At 50.6% G+C, this 19,945-nt stretch carries 17 protein-coding genes and 1 tRNA gene; 12 read left to right on the forward strand and 6 right to left on the reverse strand.

Annotated features, from left to right (window positions below; translation table 11 throughout):
• Nucleotides 1–5 precede the first annotated feature (5 nt).
• Genes H5P27_RS06480 through H5P27_RS06490 form a run of 3 tightly spaced genes read right to left on the reverse strand, consistent with a single transcriptional unit; the run spans nt 6 to nt 2,774 of the window.
• Nucleotides 6–950 carry a DNA polymerase III subunit gamma/tau gene (locus H5P27_RS06480; protein ID WP_185659553.1) on the reverse strand — a complete coding sequence of 315 codons (945 nt, stop codon included), beginning with the start codon at nt 948–950 and terminating at the stop codon, nt 6–8.
• A gap of 26 nt (nt 951–976) precedes the next feature.
• Nucleotides 977–1,621 carry a dTMP kinase gene (tmk, locus tag H5P27_RS06485; protein ID WP_185659554.1) on the reverse strand — a complete coding sequence of 215 codons (645 nt, stop codon included), beginning with the start codon at nt 1,619–1,621 and terminating at the stop codon, nt 977–979.
• 40 nt (nt 1,622–1,661) lie between these two features.
• Nucleotides 1,662–2,774, reverse strand: a complete 1,113-nt coding sequence (locus H5P27_RS06490) for a PfkB family carbohydrate kinase (protein ID WP_185659555.1) — start codon at nt 2,772–2,774, stop codon at nt 1,662–1,664.
• 214 nt (nt 2,775–2,988) lie between these two features.
• Here H5P27_RS06490 and H5P27_RS06495 point away from each other — a divergent pair, with 214 nt between their 5' ends.
• Genes H5P27_RS06495 through H5P27_RS06505 form a run of 3 tightly spaced genes read left to right on the forward strand, consistent with a single transcriptional unit; the run spans nt 2,989 to nt 4,951 of the window.
• Complete coding sequence (locus H5P27_RS06495) at nt 2,989–3,675, forward strand: MotA/TolQ/ExbB proton channel family protein (protein WP_185659556.1); 687 nt, start codon at nt 2,989–2,991, stop codon at nt 3,673–3,675.
• A gap of 9 nt (nt 3,676–3,684) precedes the next feature.
• Nucleotides 3,685–4,101, forward strand: coding sequence for an ExbD/TolR family protein (locus H5P27_RS06500; RefSeq protein ID WP_185659557.1), 417 nt, complete (start codon nt 3,685–3,687; stop codon nt 4,099–4,101).
• 16 nt (nt 4,102–4,117) lie between these two features.
• Entirely contained in the window at nt 4,118–4,951 is an 834-nt protein-coding gene (locus H5P27_RS06505) for a TonB family protein (protein WP_185659558.1), read from the forward strand.
• Nucleotides 4,952–4,988: 37 nt separating this feature from the next.
• On the opposite strand, the gene H5P27_RS06510 is transcribed toward H5P27_RS06505, so the two are convergent.
• On the reverse strand, nt 4,989–5,609 hold the full coding sequence (locus H5P27_RS06510; RefSeq protein WP_185659559.1) for a class I SAM-dependent methyltransferase: 621 nt from the start codon (nt 5,607–5,609) through the stop codon (nt 4,989–4,991).
• 239 nt (nt 5,610–5,848) lie between these two features.
• On the opposite strand from H5P27_RS06510, the gene H5P27_RS06515 reads away from it, so the two are divergent.
• The 7 genes from H5P27_RS06515 to H5P27_RS06545 all read left to right on the forward strand — a co-directional run bounded on the left by H5P27_RS06515 (nt 5,849) and on the right by H5P27_RS06545 (nt 14,706).
• On the forward strand, nt 5,849–6,169 hold the full coding sequence (locus H5P27_RS06515; protein ID WP_185659560.1) for a hypothetical protein: 321 nt from the start codon (nt 5,849–5,851) through the stop codon (nt 6,167–6,169).
• Nucleotides 6,170–6,310: 141 nt separating this feature from the next.
• Nucleotides 6,311–8,257, forward strand: coding sequence for a DUF294 nucleotidyltransferase-like domain-containing protein (locus H5P27_RS06520; RefSeq protein WP_185659561.1), 1,947 nt, complete (start codon nt 6,311–6,313; stop codon nt 8,255–8,257).
• Nucleotides 8,254–8,934 carry a 3'-5' exonuclease gene (locus tag H5P27_RS06525; RefSeq protein WP_185659562.1) on the forward strand — a complete coding sequence of 227 codons (681 nt, stop codon included), beginning with the start codon at nt 8,254–8,256 and terminating at the stop codon, nt 8,932–8,934. The genes H5P27_RS06520 and H5P27_RS06525 overlap by 4 nt, the downstream gene beginning before the upstream one ends.
• A gap of 1 nt (nt 8,935) precedes the next feature.
• Nucleotides 8,936–11,455 (forward strand): hypothetical protein, encoded by a 2,520-nt coding sequence (locus H5P27_RS06530; protein ID WP_185659563.1) that lies wholly within the window; start codon nt 8,936–8,938, stop codon nt 11,453–11,455.
• Between the two features lie 158 nt (nt 11,456–11,613).
• Nucleotides 11,614–14,115 (forward strand): ATP-binding protein, encoded by a 2,502-nt coding sequence (locus H5P27_RS20045; protein WP_185659564.1) that lies wholly within the window; start codon nt 11,614–11,616, stop codon nt 14,113–14,115.
• Between the two features lie 178 nt (nt 14,116–14,293).
• Nucleotides 14,294–14,536 (forward strand): glutaredoxin family protein, encoded by a 243-nt coding sequence (locus tag H5P27_RS06540; RefSeq protein ID WP_185659565.1) that lies wholly within the window; start codon nt 14,294–14,296, stop codon nt 14,534–14,536.
• 94 nt (nt 14,537–14,630) lie between these two features.
• Nucleotides 14,631–14,706, forward strand: a tRNA-Ala gene (locus H5P27_RS06545).
• Nucleotides 14,707–14,769: 63 nt separating this feature from the next.
• Here the strand turns inward: H5P27_RS06545 and H5P27_RS06550 are convergent.
• Both H5P27_RS06550 and H5P27_RS06555 read right to left on the reverse strand, forming a co-directional pair.
• Nucleotides 14,770–16,209 (reverse strand): response regulator, encoded by a 1,440-nt coding sequence (locus tag H5P27_RS06550; RefSeq protein WP_185659566.1) that lies wholly within the window; start codon nt 16,207–16,209, stop codon nt 14,770–14,772.
• Nucleotides 16,210–16,235: 26 nt separating this feature from the next.
• Nucleotides 16,236–18,281: a sensor histidine kinase gene (locus H5P27_RS06555; RefSeq protein WP_185659567.1), complete on the reverse strand. Its 2,046-nt coding sequence runs from the start codon at nt 18,279–18,281 to the stop codon at nt 16,236–16,238.
• 252 nt (nt 18,282–18,533) lie between these two features.
• On the opposite strand from H5P27_RS06555, the gene H5P27_RS06560 reads away from it, so the two are divergent.
• On the forward strand, nt 18,534–19,040 hold the full coding sequence (locus H5P27_RS06560; protein WP_185659568.1) for a DinB family protein: 507 nt from the start codon (nt 18,534–18,536) through the stop codon (nt 19,038–19,040).
• Entirely contained in the window at nt 19,041–19,775 is a 735-nt protein-coding gene (locus H5P27_RS06565) for an NRDE family protein (RefSeq protein ID WP_185659569.1), read from the forward strand.
• Nucleotides 19,776–19,945 lie beyond the last annotated feature (170 nt).

Genomic DNA, 19,945 nt, shown 5'->3' on the forward strand with positions numbered 1-19,945 from the left:
TTCCGCTATTTAGCGGTCCAAATTCTGAGAGCTCTCAATAGATAGGATTCTAGGACCGTCTCCGTTTTCATATTCAATCGGAGTAGGTTCGTAGCCGATTCGAGGACATCGATCGTTTCGACAAGTTTTTGTGGCACGGTGCTATCATCGAAGAGCTTTTTCCGAGCGAGAGCTTCGGTAGCGTTCTCCATAGCTGAAAGAAACTCCTGCCGTATGGAAATGCTAATACGCGACTCCAAAGCCACCCGTTCGTCGTCCTTCATGTCCTCCGGCAGGTTCTTGGATTGGGCATTCCAGGCTTCTTTGCCGAGAGTTTGGATAATCGAGCTGAAACGCTCCACGAGCGCGTAGGCTCCTATGATGAAGTGCGGTATGCTTTTTTTGCCACCAGGACCGCCGGTCAGCAGATCTTCGAGCCAAGTCTGGTAGCTATCCAGCCACGCTTGGGCCGATGGGTCGTCGAAAGTGTGGGCTGCGGTTGGCAAGCGGAAGAGTTGGCAACGGCTACGGATAGTGGCGAGAAGCGAGTGTGGTCGAGTGGTGAGCAGCAGGATTGTTGTATTAAGGGGCGGCTCTTCCAGCGTTTTTAGGAAGGCGTTGGCGGCGTAGTTGTTAAAACGGTCGGCTTCGAAAACGATAGCTACCTTTCGGTCTCCAGCTTGCGGGGAATGTTGGATCTGGCGGATCGCTTCACGAGTGTCGTCGACCGAAATCACTCGCGACTTCTTTGAGGGGCGTAGGGTGAAGACGTCCGGATGACGGAAGAGTTTTTCCTCTAGCTCGTCCCCGCTGGACCGGATTTGCAAAAGCCGAGCGGATAGCTCCATGGCGAAACACTCTACCGCGACGAGGCTTTGTCCGTGTATCAGCAAGGCGTGGGCGAGCTTGTTCTCGGCCATGGCTCGGTTTACGAGCGCTTGCGGGTCTGTCGGAGCGGCTGCTTCTGTCACGGTTGAGCGATACTCTCCAAGAATTCCTACAGGTTTTCCAAAACCGTTTTCAGAATCTCTTCGCGATTCGTTTCGAGGCTTCTTGTTCCATCCACCACGTGGAAGCGCTCCGGCATGGAGCCAGCCAAAAGTAGGTAGCCATCCCGGACCTTCTTGTAGAATTCGCTGTTTTCCTGCTCCATTCGATCGGGAATGTCTGTGACGCGGCGCTTGACCCGACGCATCGATTCCTCGTGAGGCACATCTAGAATGAAAGTCAGGTCAGGTGTCACGGGACCCACCGCGAATTGATTGATGTAGGCAACAGGATCGCTGGCGATGCTGCGAGCGGCGCCTTGATAGACAGTGGTGGAATCTAGAAACCGATCGCAGATGACGATGGAGCCTTTTTCAAGTGACGGCACGATTAGCTCGCGCACCAGCTGGGCGCGAGCCGCGGCGAAAAGCAGCAATTCAGTTTCGGGCGACATGTCCTTTCCGTTAGAGCTGTGGATCAGAAGATGACGTATTTCCTCGCCGATAGGAGTCCCTCCCGGTTCCCGAGTCACGACGACTTCGTGTCCCAGATCGGCCAGCTCTTCCGCGAGCAGGTTGATTTGGGTTGATTTTCCACTGCCTTCTGGTCCTTCGAAGGTAAAGAATGTGCCGGGGTAGGTTTCTGAATTGGTCATTGCTGCTGGTACTTGGGGGGATACTAGGCTATCCGCGGTCTTACCACTCCTTCAGGAATCCTTCGATATCGTCCAAGCTTGGACTTACCGCGGTGCGGACGTAGAATCCAGAAAAGCAAACACCCACGGTGAGGCAACCTTCGGGCGAGAGTCCCAGCTGTTGTCCGCTCATGAAGCCCGCATTGAAGTGGTCTCCTGCTCCAGTGGTGATCTTCGGATTCTGCACATAGGGGCCTTCCACGCACCACTCTCCATCTTCAGTTGCGCAGGCGGCACGCTCCTTGGGGTGGATGACGACCATCTTGAGCCCGAGCTTTTGACGGATCTTGGCGGCCATAGCCTTCAGAGATTCTGGATCTTCTCCTGTTTCGGCGATGTTGTACGCCTTGCTGACCTGCTGACCTTCGGCGAGGTTAAGGCCGATTACGGCATTTCCAAATTCTTGGAACTTAGAGATCACTCCGAGTGCCTCCACCAAGTCTTGCTCGGATCGTTTTTCAGGATCCGCTAGATCGAAGAAGAACGATCTGCCACCCTCGATCTCCGGCAGCTTGGGAAGGGCCTTGGCCAAAAGGTCCTCGAAGATCTGGGTCATGTTTGGAATCATGGTCCAGTTTACAAGGGAGATGAGGGAAGAGCTTCCAAGTTCCTCGAGCAATGCCTCTTCGCCAAGCGCCTCGACGATCGCATCGTAGGTGATGTCTTCGAGGTACTTGGTGATACCCATCATGATCTTGCCGTCGGTGAACTCGATAGCATTGGTTAATCCCGGTTCGGAGATCGAAATGCTTTGTGTCTTGTCGGCGAATTCTTGGAAGACCGGGTGGATGTTTGGTTTTCCGAGGGAGCCGATGTAGCGGAGCGGGAAACCTGCGGACACCATGGCGTTTGCCATGATGGGTCCGTTTCCGCCGAGTTTCTCCATTTTCGGAAACATCTCGATGTTGGCGCTTTTACCTGCTGCGGCGGAGACGCGAGATCCGAAATCTGAAATGGTGGCGAGTCTCTGGAAATTCTCTCCGGGGCCTGATCGCTTATCGACGAGGTGGAGGATTGTATCCACGAAACCATCCAATCCGACCACGACGCGCTTTCCTGCCTGATTGCTGCGTTTTTCTGAAAGTTCCTGAAGAGCTTTTTTGCGATAGTCCATAGTGTGAGGGTAGGGAAAAGAGCTGAAATAAGAGGGAGCCAAGGTATAGCGCAATAGAATTTAGCAGGCATCCGTCCTGAGTGGGACTCTCTCTCAAGAGAGCTATTTCGCATGTAGTTACAAAATTTGTTGAACGTATCGTCGAGCTTGGGTTCAAAGAGGGTGCGTAGCTTGCATGTTGCGTCATACCTAACTTTCTTTTTCTCATCTTGCCGTGCCCATCGTAGCCCAATCCGCGAGCCTTTTCACTTATTTCAGCCAGAGCAATCTAGCAGGTAAATTCATCATCCTGGCCCTTGCCGTTTTCAGCGTTTGCGCTTGGGCGGTCATGATCGGAAAATACTGGGAGCTCAAAAAGCTCCGACTGCTTAATCTAGGATTTGAACATAGCCTGCATCGCCAGACTTCAGTTCTCAATCCGCCCGCTTCCTTCAAATCGCCGCGGCATGTTCCCTACGCCGCTCTTTATCTAGATGCGGTCGATGCCTACCACCGCATCCAAGCCAAAAGTGGCGAATCGGACGAACAGCTGCGAGCCGCTCGAGTTGAGCACGTGGAGAATGCTTTGCAGCGAGCTCTGGCGAATAAGACCCTTAGCTACGAATCCAGTATGGTTTTTCTGGCGACGATCGTATCGGGCGCGCCTTTCTTCGGTCTTTTGGGAACGGTATGGGGGGTTATGGACGCTTTCGGCTCCATGGGATTGCAATCTTCAGCCACCCTGCAGAATCTAGCCCCGGGGGTATCGGGAGCTCTGCTCACCACAGTCGCAGGTTTGTGCGTGGCGATCCCTTCTGTATTTGGCTACAATTTCCTGCTTTCCCGTACTAAGGTTTTGGTGACGGAACTTGAAAATTTCGCCAGCGCTTTGGCGGATGTAATCGAGCTCGAAAGCCGCTAAAAATCGCTAATGCCACGTTCATTCCACAGGAAACGGTCCCTAGAGGCGAATTCGGAGCTGAATGTCACGGCGTTGATAGACCTCGGATTCGCTCTCTTGATTATCTTCATGATCAGCACTCCGTTGATCGAAAAGGAGCAGGTCTTGGAAGTCGATTTGCCTGTCTCCAGCCAAAGTGAAGAGAAGTCCGTGCCGAAGTCGGTAGACATAACGGTATTGAGCAATGGATACCGAGTGGACGGCAATCTGATGGGAGAGCCGGAACTCGAGGACGAGCTCGCTCGAATCTCGATGATGTCAGACGCTCCGGTTATCAGTATCAAAGCGGACGCCGACACGCGTTATCAAAACGTAGTCCGCTTGATGGATCTGCTTAAAGAGTATAAGCTCAGTAAGATAAACCTAGATACGAAGTCGGCGGATTAAGGAATTCGCGAGCGAGATGGAAACGATTCGAGCAGCTGGAGTTTTGTACGAGCAAAGAGGGCCCTTGGTGTTCTCGGCAAGCGTACACCTCGCCATCTTGATCATCGTTGCTATATGGGCCCTCGTTTCGCCGGAGAAGGAACCGGAAGATTTCAATTTTGAATTGGTGCCCCCGCCTTCGGGTGGATTTGCTCAGCCGTTAGCGGAGCAGCCCCTGCAGCCGCTCGAAAAGATCAAGTACGAGAGGCAACCTGTTGAAGAGCTGCCGACCTTGGATGATATCGTGCTACCTGAGCGTGCCCCGATCAAGGTCGAGGTGGAATTGCCTCCAGAGCCTGCTCCGGTGGAAGAACCTAAGATCGTGGTGCAGGAAACGAAGCCCAAACCAATGAGCTTCGAGGAGTATCTGAAGAACAACCCGGACGCGAACAAAGTGAAAAATGTTCGCAAGACTCCGGAGCCCAGCAACCGGCCTAAGGTCGACTTAACGAAGGACGTCGCAGCCCTAAGGCAAAGTCTAAGCGAATTTTCGATCGCCAATCTCCCAGCCACCGAGATTGAAAGTTACAGCTTGGCAGACCAGTCCGCTCTGAGTGGCTATATTGCTTCGTTTAAGGCTGTCTTGAAGCAGAGTGTCGCCAATCACCCTCTGAGAGGGGCGAAACTCTCAGCACTGGTCAGTTGCGATATCGCAGCAAATGGTCGGGTTTCTAATGTGCGGATTGTACGAAGCAGTGGGGATCCGGAATTCGACCGTAAGGTTTTGGCCGGCTACGGCAGCATTGGTACGTTTTCTCGGCCGCCTAAGGGATCTCCGCTTATTGGGCTAGAGATCGAATTCGTTCAGTAGGGCAATTGCGACGTGCACCCGGGCTGCGAGCTGAGTATCAGTCGAGCTCCTTGCGGTATATGCAGATTTCTCCTTCGCTGAAATAGCAGATCAAATAAGCTCCATCCGCGGCTACAGAATCAAATAGGTCGAGAGTGGCTTGTTGCTCCTCTGGCCAGGGGTAAACATAGAAAATATCTACCTCTTCCAAAGTCCATTCCACGTCCTCGTAGCTTGGAGGGTGGTTATCGCGAGGTTTACCGAGCTCCCGACCGCCCTGCATTTCGAAAAAATGATAGCCTTCAGGTAGGAAACTCTGATCGAGAAAGTTCGCCTCTATCTGATTTGACTCTGCTAGTTGCCGAGCCCGTTCGAGCAAAGGTTGCTCGATCTCTAGTCCGTAGGCTTCGAATCCGAGCATGGAAGCCAGACAGGTCGCCGTGCCCAATCCGCTGCCCCATTCACAGAAGCGGTTGCCCAGCAGATGGTGGTTATTTTGCAGCTCTAAGAGGGCAGAATAAACCAATTCGTAGTCGGCCGGGATGAAACGCGGAAATCTGCGATTGTTTCCCTCTTCGAAAAAACGGTCACAGCTTTGATCTGCGACCTTCAAAAAAGCCTCTACGTGAGGAGGCAGATCGGTGCGCTCTATCTGAACTGACAGCTCATGCAGGGACATTTTGTAGCGGTTTTAGGAGGATATCTTACGGATTTGGGTGATTTGGGAGGTTCGCTTGTAAAGTATTAACAATTGGCTGCCTGTACGATAGGGGAATTTCTATTAAACTAGGAGATGCTACCATGTCGATTAAGGGCTGCCACTTAGGTCTGCTTTGTGAGAATTGAATAACAATTGTTAAAAACCTGCTTCAAGTTGTTTTCGATTGGATTGTAGTAAGCTTTTGAAATCTTACCCCCATGCTTTCTGAACTCGCAGAATTGCCCATGACCCCTAGCGCAGTGACTGGCTCCATAGCTGGACATATCGCGAAGATCGAGGAAGCCCTTAAACGGGAGCCTTGGTTGCCCTTGAACCTGCGCGGATTGCTCGCAGGTGAATTGCCGCAGCTACGCTCTATCGCGGAACGGGAAGGGCACGCTTGGAGAAATCAGATCGCAAGACAGGTAGTCGCATTGGCTTTAGCCAGCTGGATACTTGGGCCTAGTCCTCTAGAATCTGAGACGGTAGCTCTGCTCCTCGCTCTCGATTTGGAATTGAGCACTGCCTCAGCTGCGTAGCTACCTGCCTTTTCTTTAAGAGTATTTCTCAGGCTTTGCATGTTTCCATGCCGAGCTTGATTTAGCTCCGTCGCAGTGAGTTGAATACCAAAGCCGATTTGGCTATTGCCCGGCAATTCGATAGCAATCATATGCTTAGGGATGCAAACTGGCAATGTTATCCCCGAACGTATCGCCGACGCTTTTGCGGCTTACCCACCGTTTACTATGATGGATCGGGCCGATGTGGCCCGACTTGCCAGTTCTGCTCGGGTTCGGGCGCTTGTCGCAGGTGAGTATCTTTTCAAACAGGGGGATCCGCCGGGTAAGGACGTTATCTTTCTGCACCGTGGCCGGGTAGAATATCACTGGGCTCGCGAGGATAGCAGTGAGCTTGTGGCCGTGCGAGACGTGGGAGACGTAATCGGTGTGACCGCTTTGATCGATGGGTCGAATTTTAGAGTCAGCGCTAAGGTCGCTGAGGATTGTTTGTTGTATGTTATTTCTGGTGACGTCTTCATGGGATTGATCGCCAGCAATGACGAAGCCCGGTACTATGTGCGTAGACATATGTTCTGGGCAACGCGTGTGGGAGGGAAAATATCGATTCCAGAAGAAGCACGTATCCATGGGAAAAGGACGATTCTGCAGGCTCATATGGAAGGCGGAAAATTGGTCAGTCCGCGTCCCCTTGAGCGTTTGTTGACCTGTCGTTCAGACGACACGATCCTCAGCGCGGCGGAGCAGATGGTTACGAAACGAGTGTCTTCGATCCTTGTTGTCGACGAAGATAGGTGTCCTTTGGGAATCGTGACTAATCTCGCTTTGATGAAGCATACGATCCTCAAGAGCTTAAGCGCTGACCTGCCAGTCTCGGAGATTATGGTTAGCCCCGTCTACACCATTTCGAAGCATACCAGTACCACCGCGGCCATCTTGTTAATGATGCGAGAGCGAGTAGGGCAAATTTGCATCACCGAGGATGGGACTACGAAATCGCCTGCTTTGGATGTTTGCACTCACAAGGACCTTCTAGCGCAGAGCGGAAATCATCCGGCAGGATTACTGCGCGAAATGCGAATCGCAAAGCGAGTTGCTCGATTGCGGGAGATTTGCGATGAAATCGAGCAGATCGCTCGCGGCTACCTAGATGCGGGGGTATCGGGTATCTTTTTGGGACAGATGTGCGCTGAGCTCTATGATGGCCTTGTGGAGCGGCTTTCAGAGTTAGCTATTTTGAAACTGGAAAAAAGCGGCAAGCAATTGCCTGATGTTTCGTGGGCTTGGATGTCGGTGGGGAGCGATGGTCGCCGGGAACAGGTTTTGCGCACCGACATGGACAATGCTTTGATTTTTGAATCTACTGGCGACGCGGCTCAGGATGATCTCAACAGAGGAGTCTTTCTGAAATTCACTACAGAGGTAGTGGATATGATGGTGGATTGCGGGTTTTCGCGATGCCAAGGAGGCGTGATGGCATCTAACGCTCGCTGGTGCAGGACAGATGCTGAATGGGAAGAGGAGGTGCTATCGATACAACCGGGCGATGGGGACGCCATATTGAGAGGCTTGATCCTTTTCGACCTTCGCTGCGTGACGGGAAGCAAAGATCTTTGTTTGAAACTCCGTAGTTTAATATTCGATACTGTTAAATCGAAACCCTTGCTTCTTCGGAATTTGGCGGAACTCGCAGTTGAGACAAAGCCGCCATTGAGCTTTTGGGGCAAGTTTATGGTGGAAAGAAAAGGTGGAAACGCTGGAGAATTCGACATCAAGTCTAGGGGGCTTTCTCCTCTCCGGGATGCGGCACGAATATTTGCTCTGCAGTTAGGATTGACGGAACACTATTCGACGGGCGGTCGATTTGAGGAGATCAAAAGCAAGGCGCCGGCCCTGGAGGAAATCTGCAAGCTTGCCTATGAAGCTTACGACTTTCTTCTGCGACTTCGTAACTCCACCGGGCTTCGGCGTGGCGACACAGGACGCTATATCGAGCCAAGCGCTTTGAGTAAGATGGAGAAAGCTCAGCTTTCCAATGTGTTCGACGTGTCTCGCATGGTCCAGTCCAGCTTGAGGAGCGAATTTAGACTGGAGCAGACTATTCGATGATTTGGCCCTTCAATAGAAAGCTGGAGCCAGTGGCGGCCGAATATTTGGCGGCCTGCAAGCAGGGAGTGCCCAAAGGGGTCGATGTCGCGGATCTAACCGTTTTGGTTATCGATGCGGAGACCACCGGCTTTAGTCTGGATAATGATCGCTTGCTCTCTCTTGCCACCATTGAAGTTGCAGAGCGGGAAATCCATGTCCGGTCCGCCAAGGATTGGCTCATTTACCAGAATGTCGCTCCCGTCAACGAAGCGATGAAGGTGCATGGTATCCTGCCATCGGATACGGCGAAAGGACGTCCTGAGAAGGAAGTCCTTGGTGAGTTCCTGAAAAGCCTTGGATCTCGCTTGCTGGTGGGGCACCACATCAAATTCGACGCAGGGATGTTGAGCGTAGCCGTAAAACGGCACTATGGTATTAAACTCAGGGGGCGCGTTCTGGATACGGCTTTGCTCGCGATGCAGGAGTTACCTGCATTTCACAAGACTGGTTATGCCAATCAGAAGCCTCCCAGTTTGGAGGATGTATGCACATCGCTCAACTTGCCGATGATGGATCGCCACACCGCAGCTGGGGACGCCTTCACGACAGCGGCGATTTTTTTGGCATTGTGCGCTCGGCTCCGGAAGCGACTTGAGCGTCCCGTTCGTTTAGAAGACCTACCTGTGACGAAGTTCTAGAATGAAGTTTGGTTTCCTCACGCTGCTGATTGTCCTCTTGTATCCTGCTTTGTTGGAGGCGGCCTACGTTTCTCTAGATCCGTCGGATCCTATCGAGTTGCGAGACAAGTCCTTCGTTCACTCCGGTGAGGAGATCTCGCTCGGACCAAGGGCATTTTTTATAGATGGACGTCTTAGTGGCGAAGAGGCGTCACGAAGCCCGTACATTTTTCGGTCCATCGAAGATGCTGTCGAGGCATCTCAAAATGGAGACGAGGCAGAACCGATGACCTTGTACATCGCCCCTTACGTTTACTGGCTTGACGATCCTGACGACCCAGAGGTGCGAAGAGGCGAAAATGGATCCGTGCCCTTTGCTCTCAGAATTAAGCGCGACTGGTTGCGTTTTGAAGGACTAGCAAAAGATGCTCGCAATGTCGTGGTGGCCTGTAATCGGGGGCAAACTATTGGGGCAGTCGGGAATTTTACCATGCTCTGGATCGAGGGGGATGGGATTTCATGCGAAAACCTGACCTTTGGAAACTATTGCAATGTTGATTTGGATTACCCATTGGACCCGAACTTGAATAGAGCAAAGCGGGCCGATGCGATCGTGCAAGCCCAGCTGATTCTTTGTCGAGGCGACAAATTCGTAGCCAAAAACACTCGTTTCATTAGCCGGCTAAACCTCTGTCCTTTTGTAGGCGCGAGGCGCATATTGTTTGATGGATGCCATTTTGAATGCACCGATGACGCCTTGACCGGCACTGGGTTGTACTTGGACTGCACTTTTGATTTCTACAGTTCGAAGCCGTTTTATCGGACCAGTGGAACCGGTGCGGTGTTTTTGAATTGCGAAATTCGATCTAGAACACGTGGCCCTCAATATTTCACAAAGGCGAATGGTCAAATAGCTCTGGTAGACACGCAAATCGTTTCGGATTCCGCAAGTTTGGTGCAATGGAGTGACGTCACCCTTCCTGAAACGAAGAACTATCAGTTTAATGTCGGATTAAATGGAGAGACCTATCGTATCGGGCCAAAGGATACGGAAAATACAGTAGAGATGGCTGGTAAGCCGTTGCTTTCAGCTTATCGTTTTGAGGTCGATGGAGAGGTGCATTATAACGTCCTAAATCTCCTTAGTGGTGACGATGGCTGGGACCCCTTGGGGCAGAGGGATTTTATACGGGACCTTGAAGCTCGCGAACAGATCAATTTAAGCGGGTTGCCTGTCCGCCTAGAGCTTCATTCAAGCTTGAAACAGGTTGAGACGGGGCAGGACGATGTTGAGCTCCTTGCAAAGGCGTATTTGCATGGGAATTACGAAATAGAGGCTAGCGAGTTAAAATGGGAGATTCTGGGTGAAGGCGTTCGATACGCAGTTCTAGATTTCTATAGTGAATCTAGAACCTGCCGGTTTATTCCAAAGAATGAGTCTGACGAGGTTCGGCAAGTAACCGTTAAAGCGTCGACTGAATCAGGTCTGGAAGCCGTGTGCGTTATCGACGTGTCTCCACCGGTTTTGCCCGCTCCAGAGTTTTCGTCCAAACCGAAAATAGTCAGAAGTGATGTTGGCCGCCTCAAGCTGGAGTACGAGTTGGGCACGAATTACTCGGACCAAAGTCGGATTTCCTGGTATCGATCGAAAGATCTGTTGGGCAACGACCGTATCCAAATTCTTGAATCGCGAGGTGGTGAGCCTCTCGTTTTCTACGGATTGAGTGGAGCTGATATCGGCTATTTCATAATCGCATCGATCGCTCCAAAGGATGCTAGGTCAGAATATGGGGCTGAGCGGACTGCTCGATTTGAGACTGCAATTGCTACGTCGGATATCGAATTCGAGGTTGATACTCTGACTACCGATTTTGCTAATCTGCATGTTGGAAACCAAAGGGAACTTAGGCCAGGATTTTGGACTTTTATCCCAGTAGATACACTTCGAGATGGAAAACCGCTACCTGCAGACTACGAAAGGGACGCTTGGGTTTACCGGGAAGGGGAGCAAGGGCACGCGGGGCAGATGGGACTGTTGCAGACTGGAAGAAGTGCCCGAGCTCTCTACACCCATCTAGAAAGCCATTGCGATTCCATGGAGGTCGAGCTTGAGGTCTCTCCCTTTAAGACTGCAGGGCAAGGATTTAGCGTAGCCCCGCTCTTCATGGATATTCTGATCAAATTCGATAATCGATCCATGTCTGGCTACGCTTTAAGATTTCAGCGAACGACTAAATTCGCAGATGCGGTAGATTGCTATTTTGTAAAATACGAAAACGGTGTAGCGAATAGAATCAGTCCGAGTGTATCGACAAGCTGTTACAAACCAACCTGCTACATCACGCTGGCGGCAGGCGAGGGAAGGCTTTGGGCCAGGGCCGTATCTTCCAGTAATGATTTGGAAGATAGTCGACCCGAGGTAGTTCCGAGTTTGGATTTATCGATTGAGGTGGACGATGTGGGTCATGATACAGGGTTTGGGATCGAGTATCACGGTGGTTCTTCTGCGATGATAAACAATGTGTCTCTGGCTTGGCGTTAAAATCCACGATGGAGCAACTTTTTCCCATTTATGCCCCTAGGTAGTATTGTAATAATTTTGGTAAAAAAGATCTTTCCGGATTTCGGCGCTCGCAGCCTTTGGCTACCAAATTAAAACAATAGTAGACCGCTCGGATTGAGAGGACCGCCCCCTACGTAGTGGCATTCGCTCGAGGGCGTGTATTCAAAGAACAGCTCTATCTGCTTATGACAATAAGGCGAAAGTTTTTGCTCAAGGTAGTCCCTATTGTATTGATTCCGCTAATACTGTTTTGGGTCGCTTTTCAGTTTGCGATTCTTGGCGTGGTAAAAGATACGGAAACTCTCGAATCAAACATAGTGGAGCTCGCGTCTTTGTCTGAGAACACCCAGAAGGAGGCACTTCAACGGTTGGAGATGGCGATGAAAGAGGCTTATTCCTTCGCTCTCTCAAACATCGGGGCCAATATGGATGGCCAACTCGACTCAATTGAGAAATCCCTGTTGTTGTCCTCGGTTCGTGATGATGTCGCACGATTTTTGGAGGATCCGGTGAATGAGGAATCGCGTGTTGAGGTTAGCGAGTATTTTGAGGATCTAATCGAAACGCACGGTTTAGCGGAATGTAGGCTGATCGCCAATTACGGAAGGCCAGTACTGAGTCTTTCCTCGAGAGAGGGAGCTACCAGCGGAGTAGAGGTCGTGCCCACGTCGCTCATGAGAACGCGCAGGGAAACGCTAGCGGAGCCTTGGTTTTTGAAGGCCTTGAACACTGATTCCGGCACTAGCTGGGACGTTTTTGAACATTTGGTCCACGGTGGGGAGTCTAGTTCAACAGTGGTTTCTGGTGCGATCGCGATCCAACCCAGCGAATCGGAGAGAGTGCTTGGCTACCTACAATTGGTTTTGCCGATCGAAAAGTTGGCAGAGATGATTCGAGGCCCTGCTGCTCTGACATCCAGCGTTCGGCTAGTTGATGAGAATCATATCGTGCGGTGGAGAAATGCGGATGAGGAGGTCCAGACTTTCACGGGTGAGGACTTGTTTATCTCCCAAAGTGTTCGAGGAGGCATAATTAATGCGGAGGTCACCATCCCTAGATCGGTTCTCAATGCTAATCTGACACCTTACGAACGACTGTCTACGGCGATGGAAAAGAATGTGACCCGTATTCAGGAACATGGCAGTGATTTGCATCGCACAATCAATAAGGTTTCGGTTTTAATGTTTATCACGAAGCTGCTGCTTGTCTTGGTTGCGACTGTTTTGGTTTGGATTTTGTTGAGCCGCATTGCTTCCCGTATCGAGGTACTTAGTCGTGCTGCCTCACGCATACGAGATGGAAATTTGGATACTCCCCTGCCTGTTTATAGCAAAGGGGATGAACTCGATTCTCTAGGGCGAGGTATCGAATCAATGCGTTTGAGGATAAAATCCCAGATTGCGGTACTTGATAAAAAAGTTGAGGAGCGTACTAACGAGTTGGCCCACATCAACCGCAAGCTGCAGCTTGAGATTAAGGAGCGTTCCAAGGCAGAGGCAGAGGCGATGGATGCAAACAGTGCCAAAAGCGAGTTTCTCGCAACCATGTCTCACGAGATCAGAACGCCACTCAATGGAATATTAGGCGGGATGAATCTCCTGTCTCAATCTGCAGTGGATGACGAACAGAGAACACTGTGCGAGATCATCAGCAACTCCGCTAAGTCTCTAAACACTCTTGTAAATGACATACTCGACTTGGCAAAGATTGAGGCAAGAAAGCTAGAGTTCACCTCTGAACGCTTCGACCTATCTAGGGTTCTGAAAGAAGTTTGTGACACCTTTCAGTTTAAGGCCCATGAGAAGGGGATTGAACTTTTGCTGGAAGATCGGCTGCAGGATACGCTTTTGCGTGAAGGTGACCCGAATCGGTTGAAGCAAATCGTCTACAACTTGGTTGGAAACGCAGTTAAATTCACCGAAACGGGAAGCGTTACTGTTCAGGTTGAGTGTCGAGATAATGATCCAGATTTAGTCCGTATAAAAGTAGTGGATACGGGAATTGGCATGAGTCCCGAGCAGCGTGACTCTATCTTTCAACCATTCACGCAAGCGGATGGTACAATTAACCAAAAATATGGCGGTACAGGACTAGGCCTAGCCATTTCAGGGAGGCTTGCGGAGCAAATGAATGGAAAGATTACGGTTGAAAGTGTGCCCAGCGAGGGCTCAACCTTTACCGTCGAAATCGCTTTGCCGATATCCATTGGAGCTCTGGAATCAAAGCCTTTGGTTGGATCTCACTCAAAAATGGGCAAGTTGGCTGGAAGCATATTAGTCGCTGAAGACAACGAAGTGAACCGGCTCATCGTTAATAAAGTTCTGTCGGAGGCAGGCTTCACCGTTAGCACAGTGAGTAATGGCCGAGAGTGTTTAGAAGCAGTAGAGCGGGAGCGGTTCGACCTGATATTGATGGATTGCGCCATGCCGGAAATGGATGGCTGTTCGGCCGCTAGGGCCATTCGCTCCAGTGGGATCAAAACGGATGGAGTCGCTATCATGGGGATCACAGCGCATGCCACTTCGCAGCAGAAGAGACGATGCGAAGAGTCCGGTATGAACGATGTCCTATTCAAACCAGTGGATAGTTCTATCTTGGTCGAGTCCTGCCGCCGGTTGATGGCAAGTGATTGTGCTTAGCAGATCGAGGGTAGGGATGGCCTTAAAGCTGAAGGTTATTCTGCAGGCAAATCGAGAATTTGCGCGTTGACCCTTCCGCTGGCTGAGCTGCAAAATTAGTCATCTCGGATTCACGCAACGTGGTTACAGGACTTGCGCCCATAGGACTAGCTCCGCTCGAAACAGAAGCAGATTATCAATGAAAGACATCGTTTTGTACATCAAATCAGGATGCCCTTGGTGCATCGACGCTGAAAACTACCTGAAGAAGAAAGGAATCGAGTACACTAGGCTCGAAGTTCGCTCTTCGCCTGAAAACATGAAGGAAATGCTTTCGATTTCAGGTCAGGACAAAGCTCCTACTATGAAGCTGGGAGATGACGTACTTGCTGATTTTGGGGTAGACGAATTAATTCCCTTCCTCGCTAAGCACGGAATGTGAGGGAGCCTTGGTGCTTTCTCGGAGAGCCCCGAAATTGGTTAAACTTTTCGCTTGCCAAGGCGATCATTCGTTGCCGTTTTAGCGACTCTGTTTTGGGGCCGTAGCTCAGTTGGAAGAGCGCCTGCATGGCATGCAGGAGGTCGTCGGTTCGATCCCGATCGGCTCCACCATTTCGATTTCCGCCGCTTTTCGTAAGCGGCTTTTTTTGTGCCGGAGTCGAGGCCTCGTTTGGATTAGCCTCTGAAAGGAAGCGTTACAGACACTAAAACGCCTTTTTGAGAAGGGTGGTTTTGCATCGAGCAGGTTCCGCCGGCGGACCATACGTTTGCCGCAACCAGGGCTAAACCAAGGCCCATTCCTTGAACCTCCCCGGTTTGGTATCGGTCGGCTTGCCAGTACGGGCGCCATACATTGGCCAGTTCGCTCGAGCTCAGTTGGTTTGAGTTGCTCAGGAAAGAGAGAGCCAATTCCCGATTTTGAGGGTCAGACACCATTTCTATTTCGAGCGTTGGAGTACTTTGGGACGAGAATTTGACGGCGTTCTCGCAAATCTCCCTAACGCAGGCTTCGAAGTCGTGAGCGGATATTTTGAGTATGTCTTCGGTCGGGCCTTGCGTTTCGATTTTCAGAAGAAGCTGAATGTCAGCTCCGACTGTTTCAATTATTTGGCGAGCCTCCTGAAGCGAAATCTCACTATGCTGAGAGTTTTCGCTGTCTAAAAAGGCCAGTATGGACCTAATATCGTACTCTAGCCTTTCGATTCCGCTTTCCTGGATTTTAGCGACGTGTTTTACTTGGCTTTCTGACGGGCTAGCGCCGAGCATTTGATGAGCCGCTTTTATCGTATTCAGCGGGGTCAAAAGCTTATGGGACATCATCCGAGAGAAGGTATGCTTCTCGCGAAAGGAGGTGATTTGCTCGGTAATATCCTCGAGTCTCAGGAACTTCTGGTTGCCGCTCTCAAGGCCTAGCGGATGAAAGGTCGCCTGTATCCATTTGATTGGGCTCTCGCTTTGCTCTTTGCGAACCATGGTGAATGGAGGGTATTCGCTAGGCTCTTCGCATTTTTCAATAGCTTGTTCGATGTCGAAGGGGTGTAGAGTGTAGACCTCTTTGCAGATGGAAAAAAAGGAATCTTCCTCAAATGGTCGCTTCGATTGCTCGAGCATCTTTCTGGCAGATGTATTTGAAAAACGGATGCGATTATCGGAATCCAGGATTAGGAAGCCGCGATTTGACTGTGCCACGACCAACTCGAATTTATGCCGCTCGTTACAGAGCTTACGGAACCTGTTGAGCCTGATGATGCTTCGGATGCGAGACCTAAGCTCAAGTTTGTTGATCGGCTTAGGTAGAAAATCGTCGGCTCCGGCTTCGATCCCTTCGATCATGGATTCTTCATCATCTAATGCGGTTAGCATTATTATGGGGACTTCGGATACTTTTTCTATCTCACGAATTTTCCGGCAGGTTTCGTAGCCATTCATACCCGGCATCATGACATCCAATAGGATCAGGTCAGGCGTTTCCTCTTCGAGTATATCCAGGGCTTCTTGCCCGCTTTGGGCGAAAACGAAACGGAAGTTGTCTTGGGCGAGCAATGCTTCAATCGAATAGCGGGCACCGTAGTTATCATCGACGATCAGAAGCGTGCTGCGTGAACTGCTTTTCATATCGTCAGTTATTGTGCGCCCGCTTTTTAGCCTCCCAACAGGCTTGCCAACATTTTGCTGGAAATTGGCTTACAGCTACAAGCGTGGAAGCCCATCGATTTGGCTGACTCGTGGTTTGACGGGAGATCGACTGAGCCGATCGCTATCCATTTTGTCTTTTTCCAAGCAACGTTCTTCTTGGCAGTGGCAAGCCAGTCCGTGCCGTGTGACTCGAGAATCCCGATATCCACAAAAATTGCTGCCGGAGCAACTTGGTCGTGGTAGGCTGATACTTCGTTGGGCATGGCCGCTACTGGCGTCAGATTAGTAAGTTTCTGGATTTGTTGAGAAAGGCTAAAGGACCCGGGAGTATGCTCATCTACCAGGATGCAGATGCCAGACAACGAATCCTCGGATGCGATAAGATCAGAGAGTTTTGGCATGATGCGAGAGTCCTCAGCGGGCTCGATCTGATCGTAGGGCAGGGCGAAGGTAAAAACCGTTCCTTTTCCGACCTGGCTCCTGACGCTGATTCCTCCTCCATGAAGCTCGGTTAGTTTGGATGCTATTGCCAGACCAAGCCCGGTGCCCTCGTATTGTTTCGAAAGGGAGTCGTCTAGTTGAGTGAAGGGGTAGAAGATCTTGTTGAAATCCTTTTCCGGGATGCCGATTCCCTGATCGCTAATTTGGAACTTGATGGAGTGCGTGTCTGCGCATTCGTCGATGATGAGATTCACTTCCGTGTCTGGCCGTGTGAACTTAACGGCATTGACCAACAGGTTGAGCAATATTTGCCGAAGACGCCGCGGGTCCACCACCATTTCGGTTCGCGAGCAGTTGTTTACCAAGGAGCATTTGACGCGTTTCGCCTTTGCCTCTTGAGCAATCATATTGAGACAAGAGCTCGCGATTTCGCTGAAGGGGACAGAAGTGAAACGGAGCCCGAGCTTGCCCAATTCGATTTTCGAAAGGTCTAGAATGTCATTGATTAGATGAGCGAGGTGATTGCTGCTGTCCGATACGATCTCTAGGCTTTCGGTCTGCCGCTGGCTGAGCTCGCCGAATGCTCCTTCTAGCAGGGCGTGCGTCAGGCTGACGATCGAGTTGAGCGGTGTTCGTAGCTCGTGGCTAATGTTGGATAGAAAATACGATTTGGCCTTGTTCGATGATTGGGCGAGGACCGCTAATCTTTTCGCTTTTTCGATCCCTTTACGAATTTCTAGGTTGCTGGTTTCCAGCCTTTCTTTGGAGGACTCCAGTTCCTTGAACGCAGCGACTAATTTGTTCTCAGCGTTTACCCGGTGCGTAACGTCTTGAACGAACCCGACGGTGAGGGCTGATTCTTGGTTTGAACCTTCAAGTGTGCTCTTGGAAACGTCGGCAATTAGGCTTTCTCTCGCTCTACCTGGGCTAGGAATGATGGCTCTACCGTTACCCGGTCGAGAGAACAGATTACGGACAACGGGATCTTCGAAGATTGAACCAAGTGGCTTGTTGATTACCTTGTCGCGGTTGATGCCGAAAAGCCGTTCCATTTGCTTGTTCCAGACTCTGACTAGACACGGTTCGTTCTTCTCGGTCACGTACACACCGATATCTAAGCAGTCTACTGCTGAAGCAAGATAAGCCAATTTGGCATCTGGCGAAATCGTGGAAAACTGCTCAGGGAGCTCGAGCGTCAAGCGTTCAGGAGGAGCGATGGAGACCTTGCTCGCTTTCTGCTTCCCGTAAGCTATAGCCATCGAAGCTGCAGCCTCGAGAGGTGTCTCTTCGAGATCGTATACAGCGGAATATCCTATTGCGATCAAATCGGATTGGGTGGTTGCACTAAGCTCCAATCCGAAGCCTATGGTGGCGCAGAAAAGGGATGTATCGGCGGGTTCGAGTCGCCCCTCTTCGATCCAATGGCACAATATCAACTCTTGCTGCGAGGGAAGGGCTGCCGAAAGGCGGTCATTTGCCTGCTTTTCGTAGTGTATCCCAAACTCACCCGCCAAGTAATTTCCTACCCGATCAGCATAAGAATCGGGGAAGCCAACGAGGTTGATTTTGAACTTCTCAAGTTGGCGTTCTGACTGTTGGAAGCTGGCCAAAGGCGGCGAAAGTAGGCTTAGAACTTAAGTTTGGATTAAAGCGGGAATAATTTGTGTAGCAATTAGCTCTCGGGTAGCGATGTCAAAGTTGTTATTATCTTACTCTAGCGAAGTTTATTTGAAGGTAGCTTCCAGCGAGAGCCTTTTTTGTAGGGGTGGGGCAAGGCCAATTGTTAATTCTCAGTTTTCCGCAAAAACTGCGTTTACTATATCAGTGCTGGTACTACAACGAAATCAGTAACGACCCAATAGATGAACCTCCTCCACGCTAACTGCGATTTGTTGCAGCAAGGAAAAGACCTATTATCTCGAATAGACCAACGCGTGTTTACGGCGGTCGATCCTGCGAGTTATGGCTCCAGCATTGGATCCCACTTGAGGCATGTTCTCGATCACTACCGGTCGTTTATCGGTGGCGTTTCTGAGGCCTTCATTGATTACGATAATAGACATCGCGATCGGCCGGAGGAGAGCGACTTAGAAACCGCTCTGCAAGCGATAGATTCGATTTGGGTCGCTCTAGACAACATGAGTTTGGACTTAAGTTCGGCCGTCGAAGTCAAAGTGCGTGCCTCGACGGAGGGCGAAACGGTTACCTCAATGTCCAGCTTTGGGCGAGAGCTACAGTTTTTAGTCAGCCACACAGTTCATCACTACGCGTTGGTGGCGATCGCCAGTAGAATGCAGGGCGTGGAACCGGGTGATTCCTTTGGTGTGGCACCATCCACCCTGAAATTCCGAAGCACCCTAATCAAATAGATGTGCACCGCCTCGTGGAATATAGATAAGGAAGGCTTAAGGCTTTTCTTCAATAGAGACGAACAGAGGACCAGAAGCGCCGCGGTTCCCCCTCGATTCTTCGAGAGCGAGGGCGTCAGGTATGTCGCTCCAATAGATCCCGATGGAGGTGGAACGTGGATATCTGTCAATGAATTTGGGCAGGTGGCGTATCTTTTAAATAACTACAGCAAGACGACAGAGGGCGAACGCTTCAAAAGTAGAGGGGAATTGCCAATAAAACTCGCTGCCTGCAGTCAGCGGTCAGAAGCGCTCGGAATTATTTGCTCTCTGAAGCTGACTGATTATCGGCCATTCTTTCTTGGCCTCGCCAATCGAGAGTCTTTAGAGATCTTCGGCTGGGATGGATGCAACTTAGAATCAATCCATCCAGATTTACCTGTCATCACAACTTCATCATTTCGAAGTGATGAAGTCCAAAAGTATCGGAAAGATCGCTACCGATACTGGATGGGCTCCGCTGGAGGTAATTCGACAGAGAAACAACGTCGGTTTCACTTTGAGACCAGCGATTCCGATTCCGCTTTTGGACCGATGATGTATCGCCCAGATGCTCGTACTCAAAGCGTGACTTGGCTAGATGTCTCTTCGGAGTCGGTGGTTTTATCTTACCAAGAGATTCTTGAAGAGAAGTCAAAGCTGGAAGAACCGATTGTATTGAATTGCAAAATACGCAAAGAGTCTCTCGCGAGGTGAATGGTGTCCGGTGACGCGCAGTAAATTATTCATCGTCGCTTATCTGCTCCTTTTAGCGTTTTCGCATTTATGGATTGGGCTCAAATCGGAAAAAGCGCCCCAAGATACTATTGGTTTCTATACCAAGGACGATGCGTTGTGGGTTGTTTTTGAACAAGTTGGTTCACCAA

Origin of the sequence: Pelagicoccus albus (genome assembly GCF_014230145.1) — a bacterium.
Taxonomy (GTDB): domain Bacteria; phylum Verrucomicrobiota; class Verrucomicrobiia; order Opitutales; family Opitutaceae; genus Pelagicoccus; species Pelagicoccus albus.

What these genes read in the sequence shown, in the direction of transcription:
- H5P27_RS06505 (WP_185659558.1), top strand. Translation starts at nt 4,118, where the DNA reads ATGGAAACGATTCGAGCAGCTGGAGTTTTGTACGAGCAAAGAGGGCCC.
- H5P27_RS06515 (WP_185659560.1), top strand. Translation starts at nt 5,849, where the DNA reads ATGCTTTCTGAACTCGCAGAATTGCCCATGACCCCTAGCGCAGTGACT.
- H5P27_RS06540 (WP_185659565.1), top strand. Translation starts at nt 14,294, where the DNA reads ATGAAAGACATCGTTTTGTACATCAAATCAGGATGCCCTTGGTGCATC.
- H5P27_RS06510 (WP_185659559.1), bottom strand. Translation starts at nt 5,609, where the DNA reads ATGTCCCTGCATGAGCTGTCAGTTCAGATAGAGCGCACCGATCTGCCT.
- H5P27_RS06520 (WP_185659561.1), top strand. Translation starts at nt 6,311, where the DNA reads ATGCAAACTGGCAATGTTATCCCCGAACGTATCGCCGACGCTTTTGCG.
- H5P27_RS06490 (WP_185659555.1), bottom strand. Translation starts at nt 2,774, where the DNA reads ATGGACTATCGCAAAAAAGCTCTTCAGGAACTTTCAGAAAAACGCAGC.
- tmk (WP_185659554.1), bottom strand. Translation starts at nt 1,621, where the DNA reads ATGACCAATTCAGAAACCTACCCCGGCACATTCTTTACCTTCGAAGGA.
- H5P27_RS06525 (WP_185659562.1), top strand. Translation starts at nt 8,254, where the DNA reads ATGATTTGGCCCTTCAATAGAAAGCTGGAGCCAGTGGCGGCCGAATAT.
- H5P27_RS06550 (WP_185659566.1), bottom strand. Translation starts at nt 16,209, where the DNA reads ATGAAAAGCAGTTCACGCAGCACGCTTCTGATCGTCGATGATAACTAC.
- H5P27_RS06565 (WP_185659569.1), top strand. Translation starts at nt 19,041, where the DNA reads ATGTGCACCGCCTCGTGGAATATAGATAAGGAAGGCTTAAGGCTTTTC.
- H5P27_RS06500 (WP_185659557.1), top strand. Translation starts at nt 3,685, where the DNA reads ATGCCACGTTCATTCCACAGGAAACGGTCCCTAGAGGCGAATTCGGAG.
- H5P27_RS06530 (WP_185659563.1), top strand. Translation starts at nt 8,936, where the DNA reads ATGAAGTTTGGTTTCCTCACGCTGCTGATTGTCCTCTTGTATCCTGCT.
- H5P27_RS06560 (WP_185659568.1), top strand. Translation starts at nt 18,534, where the DNA reads ATGAACCTCCTCCACGCTAACTGCGATTTGTTGCAGCAAGGAAAAGAC.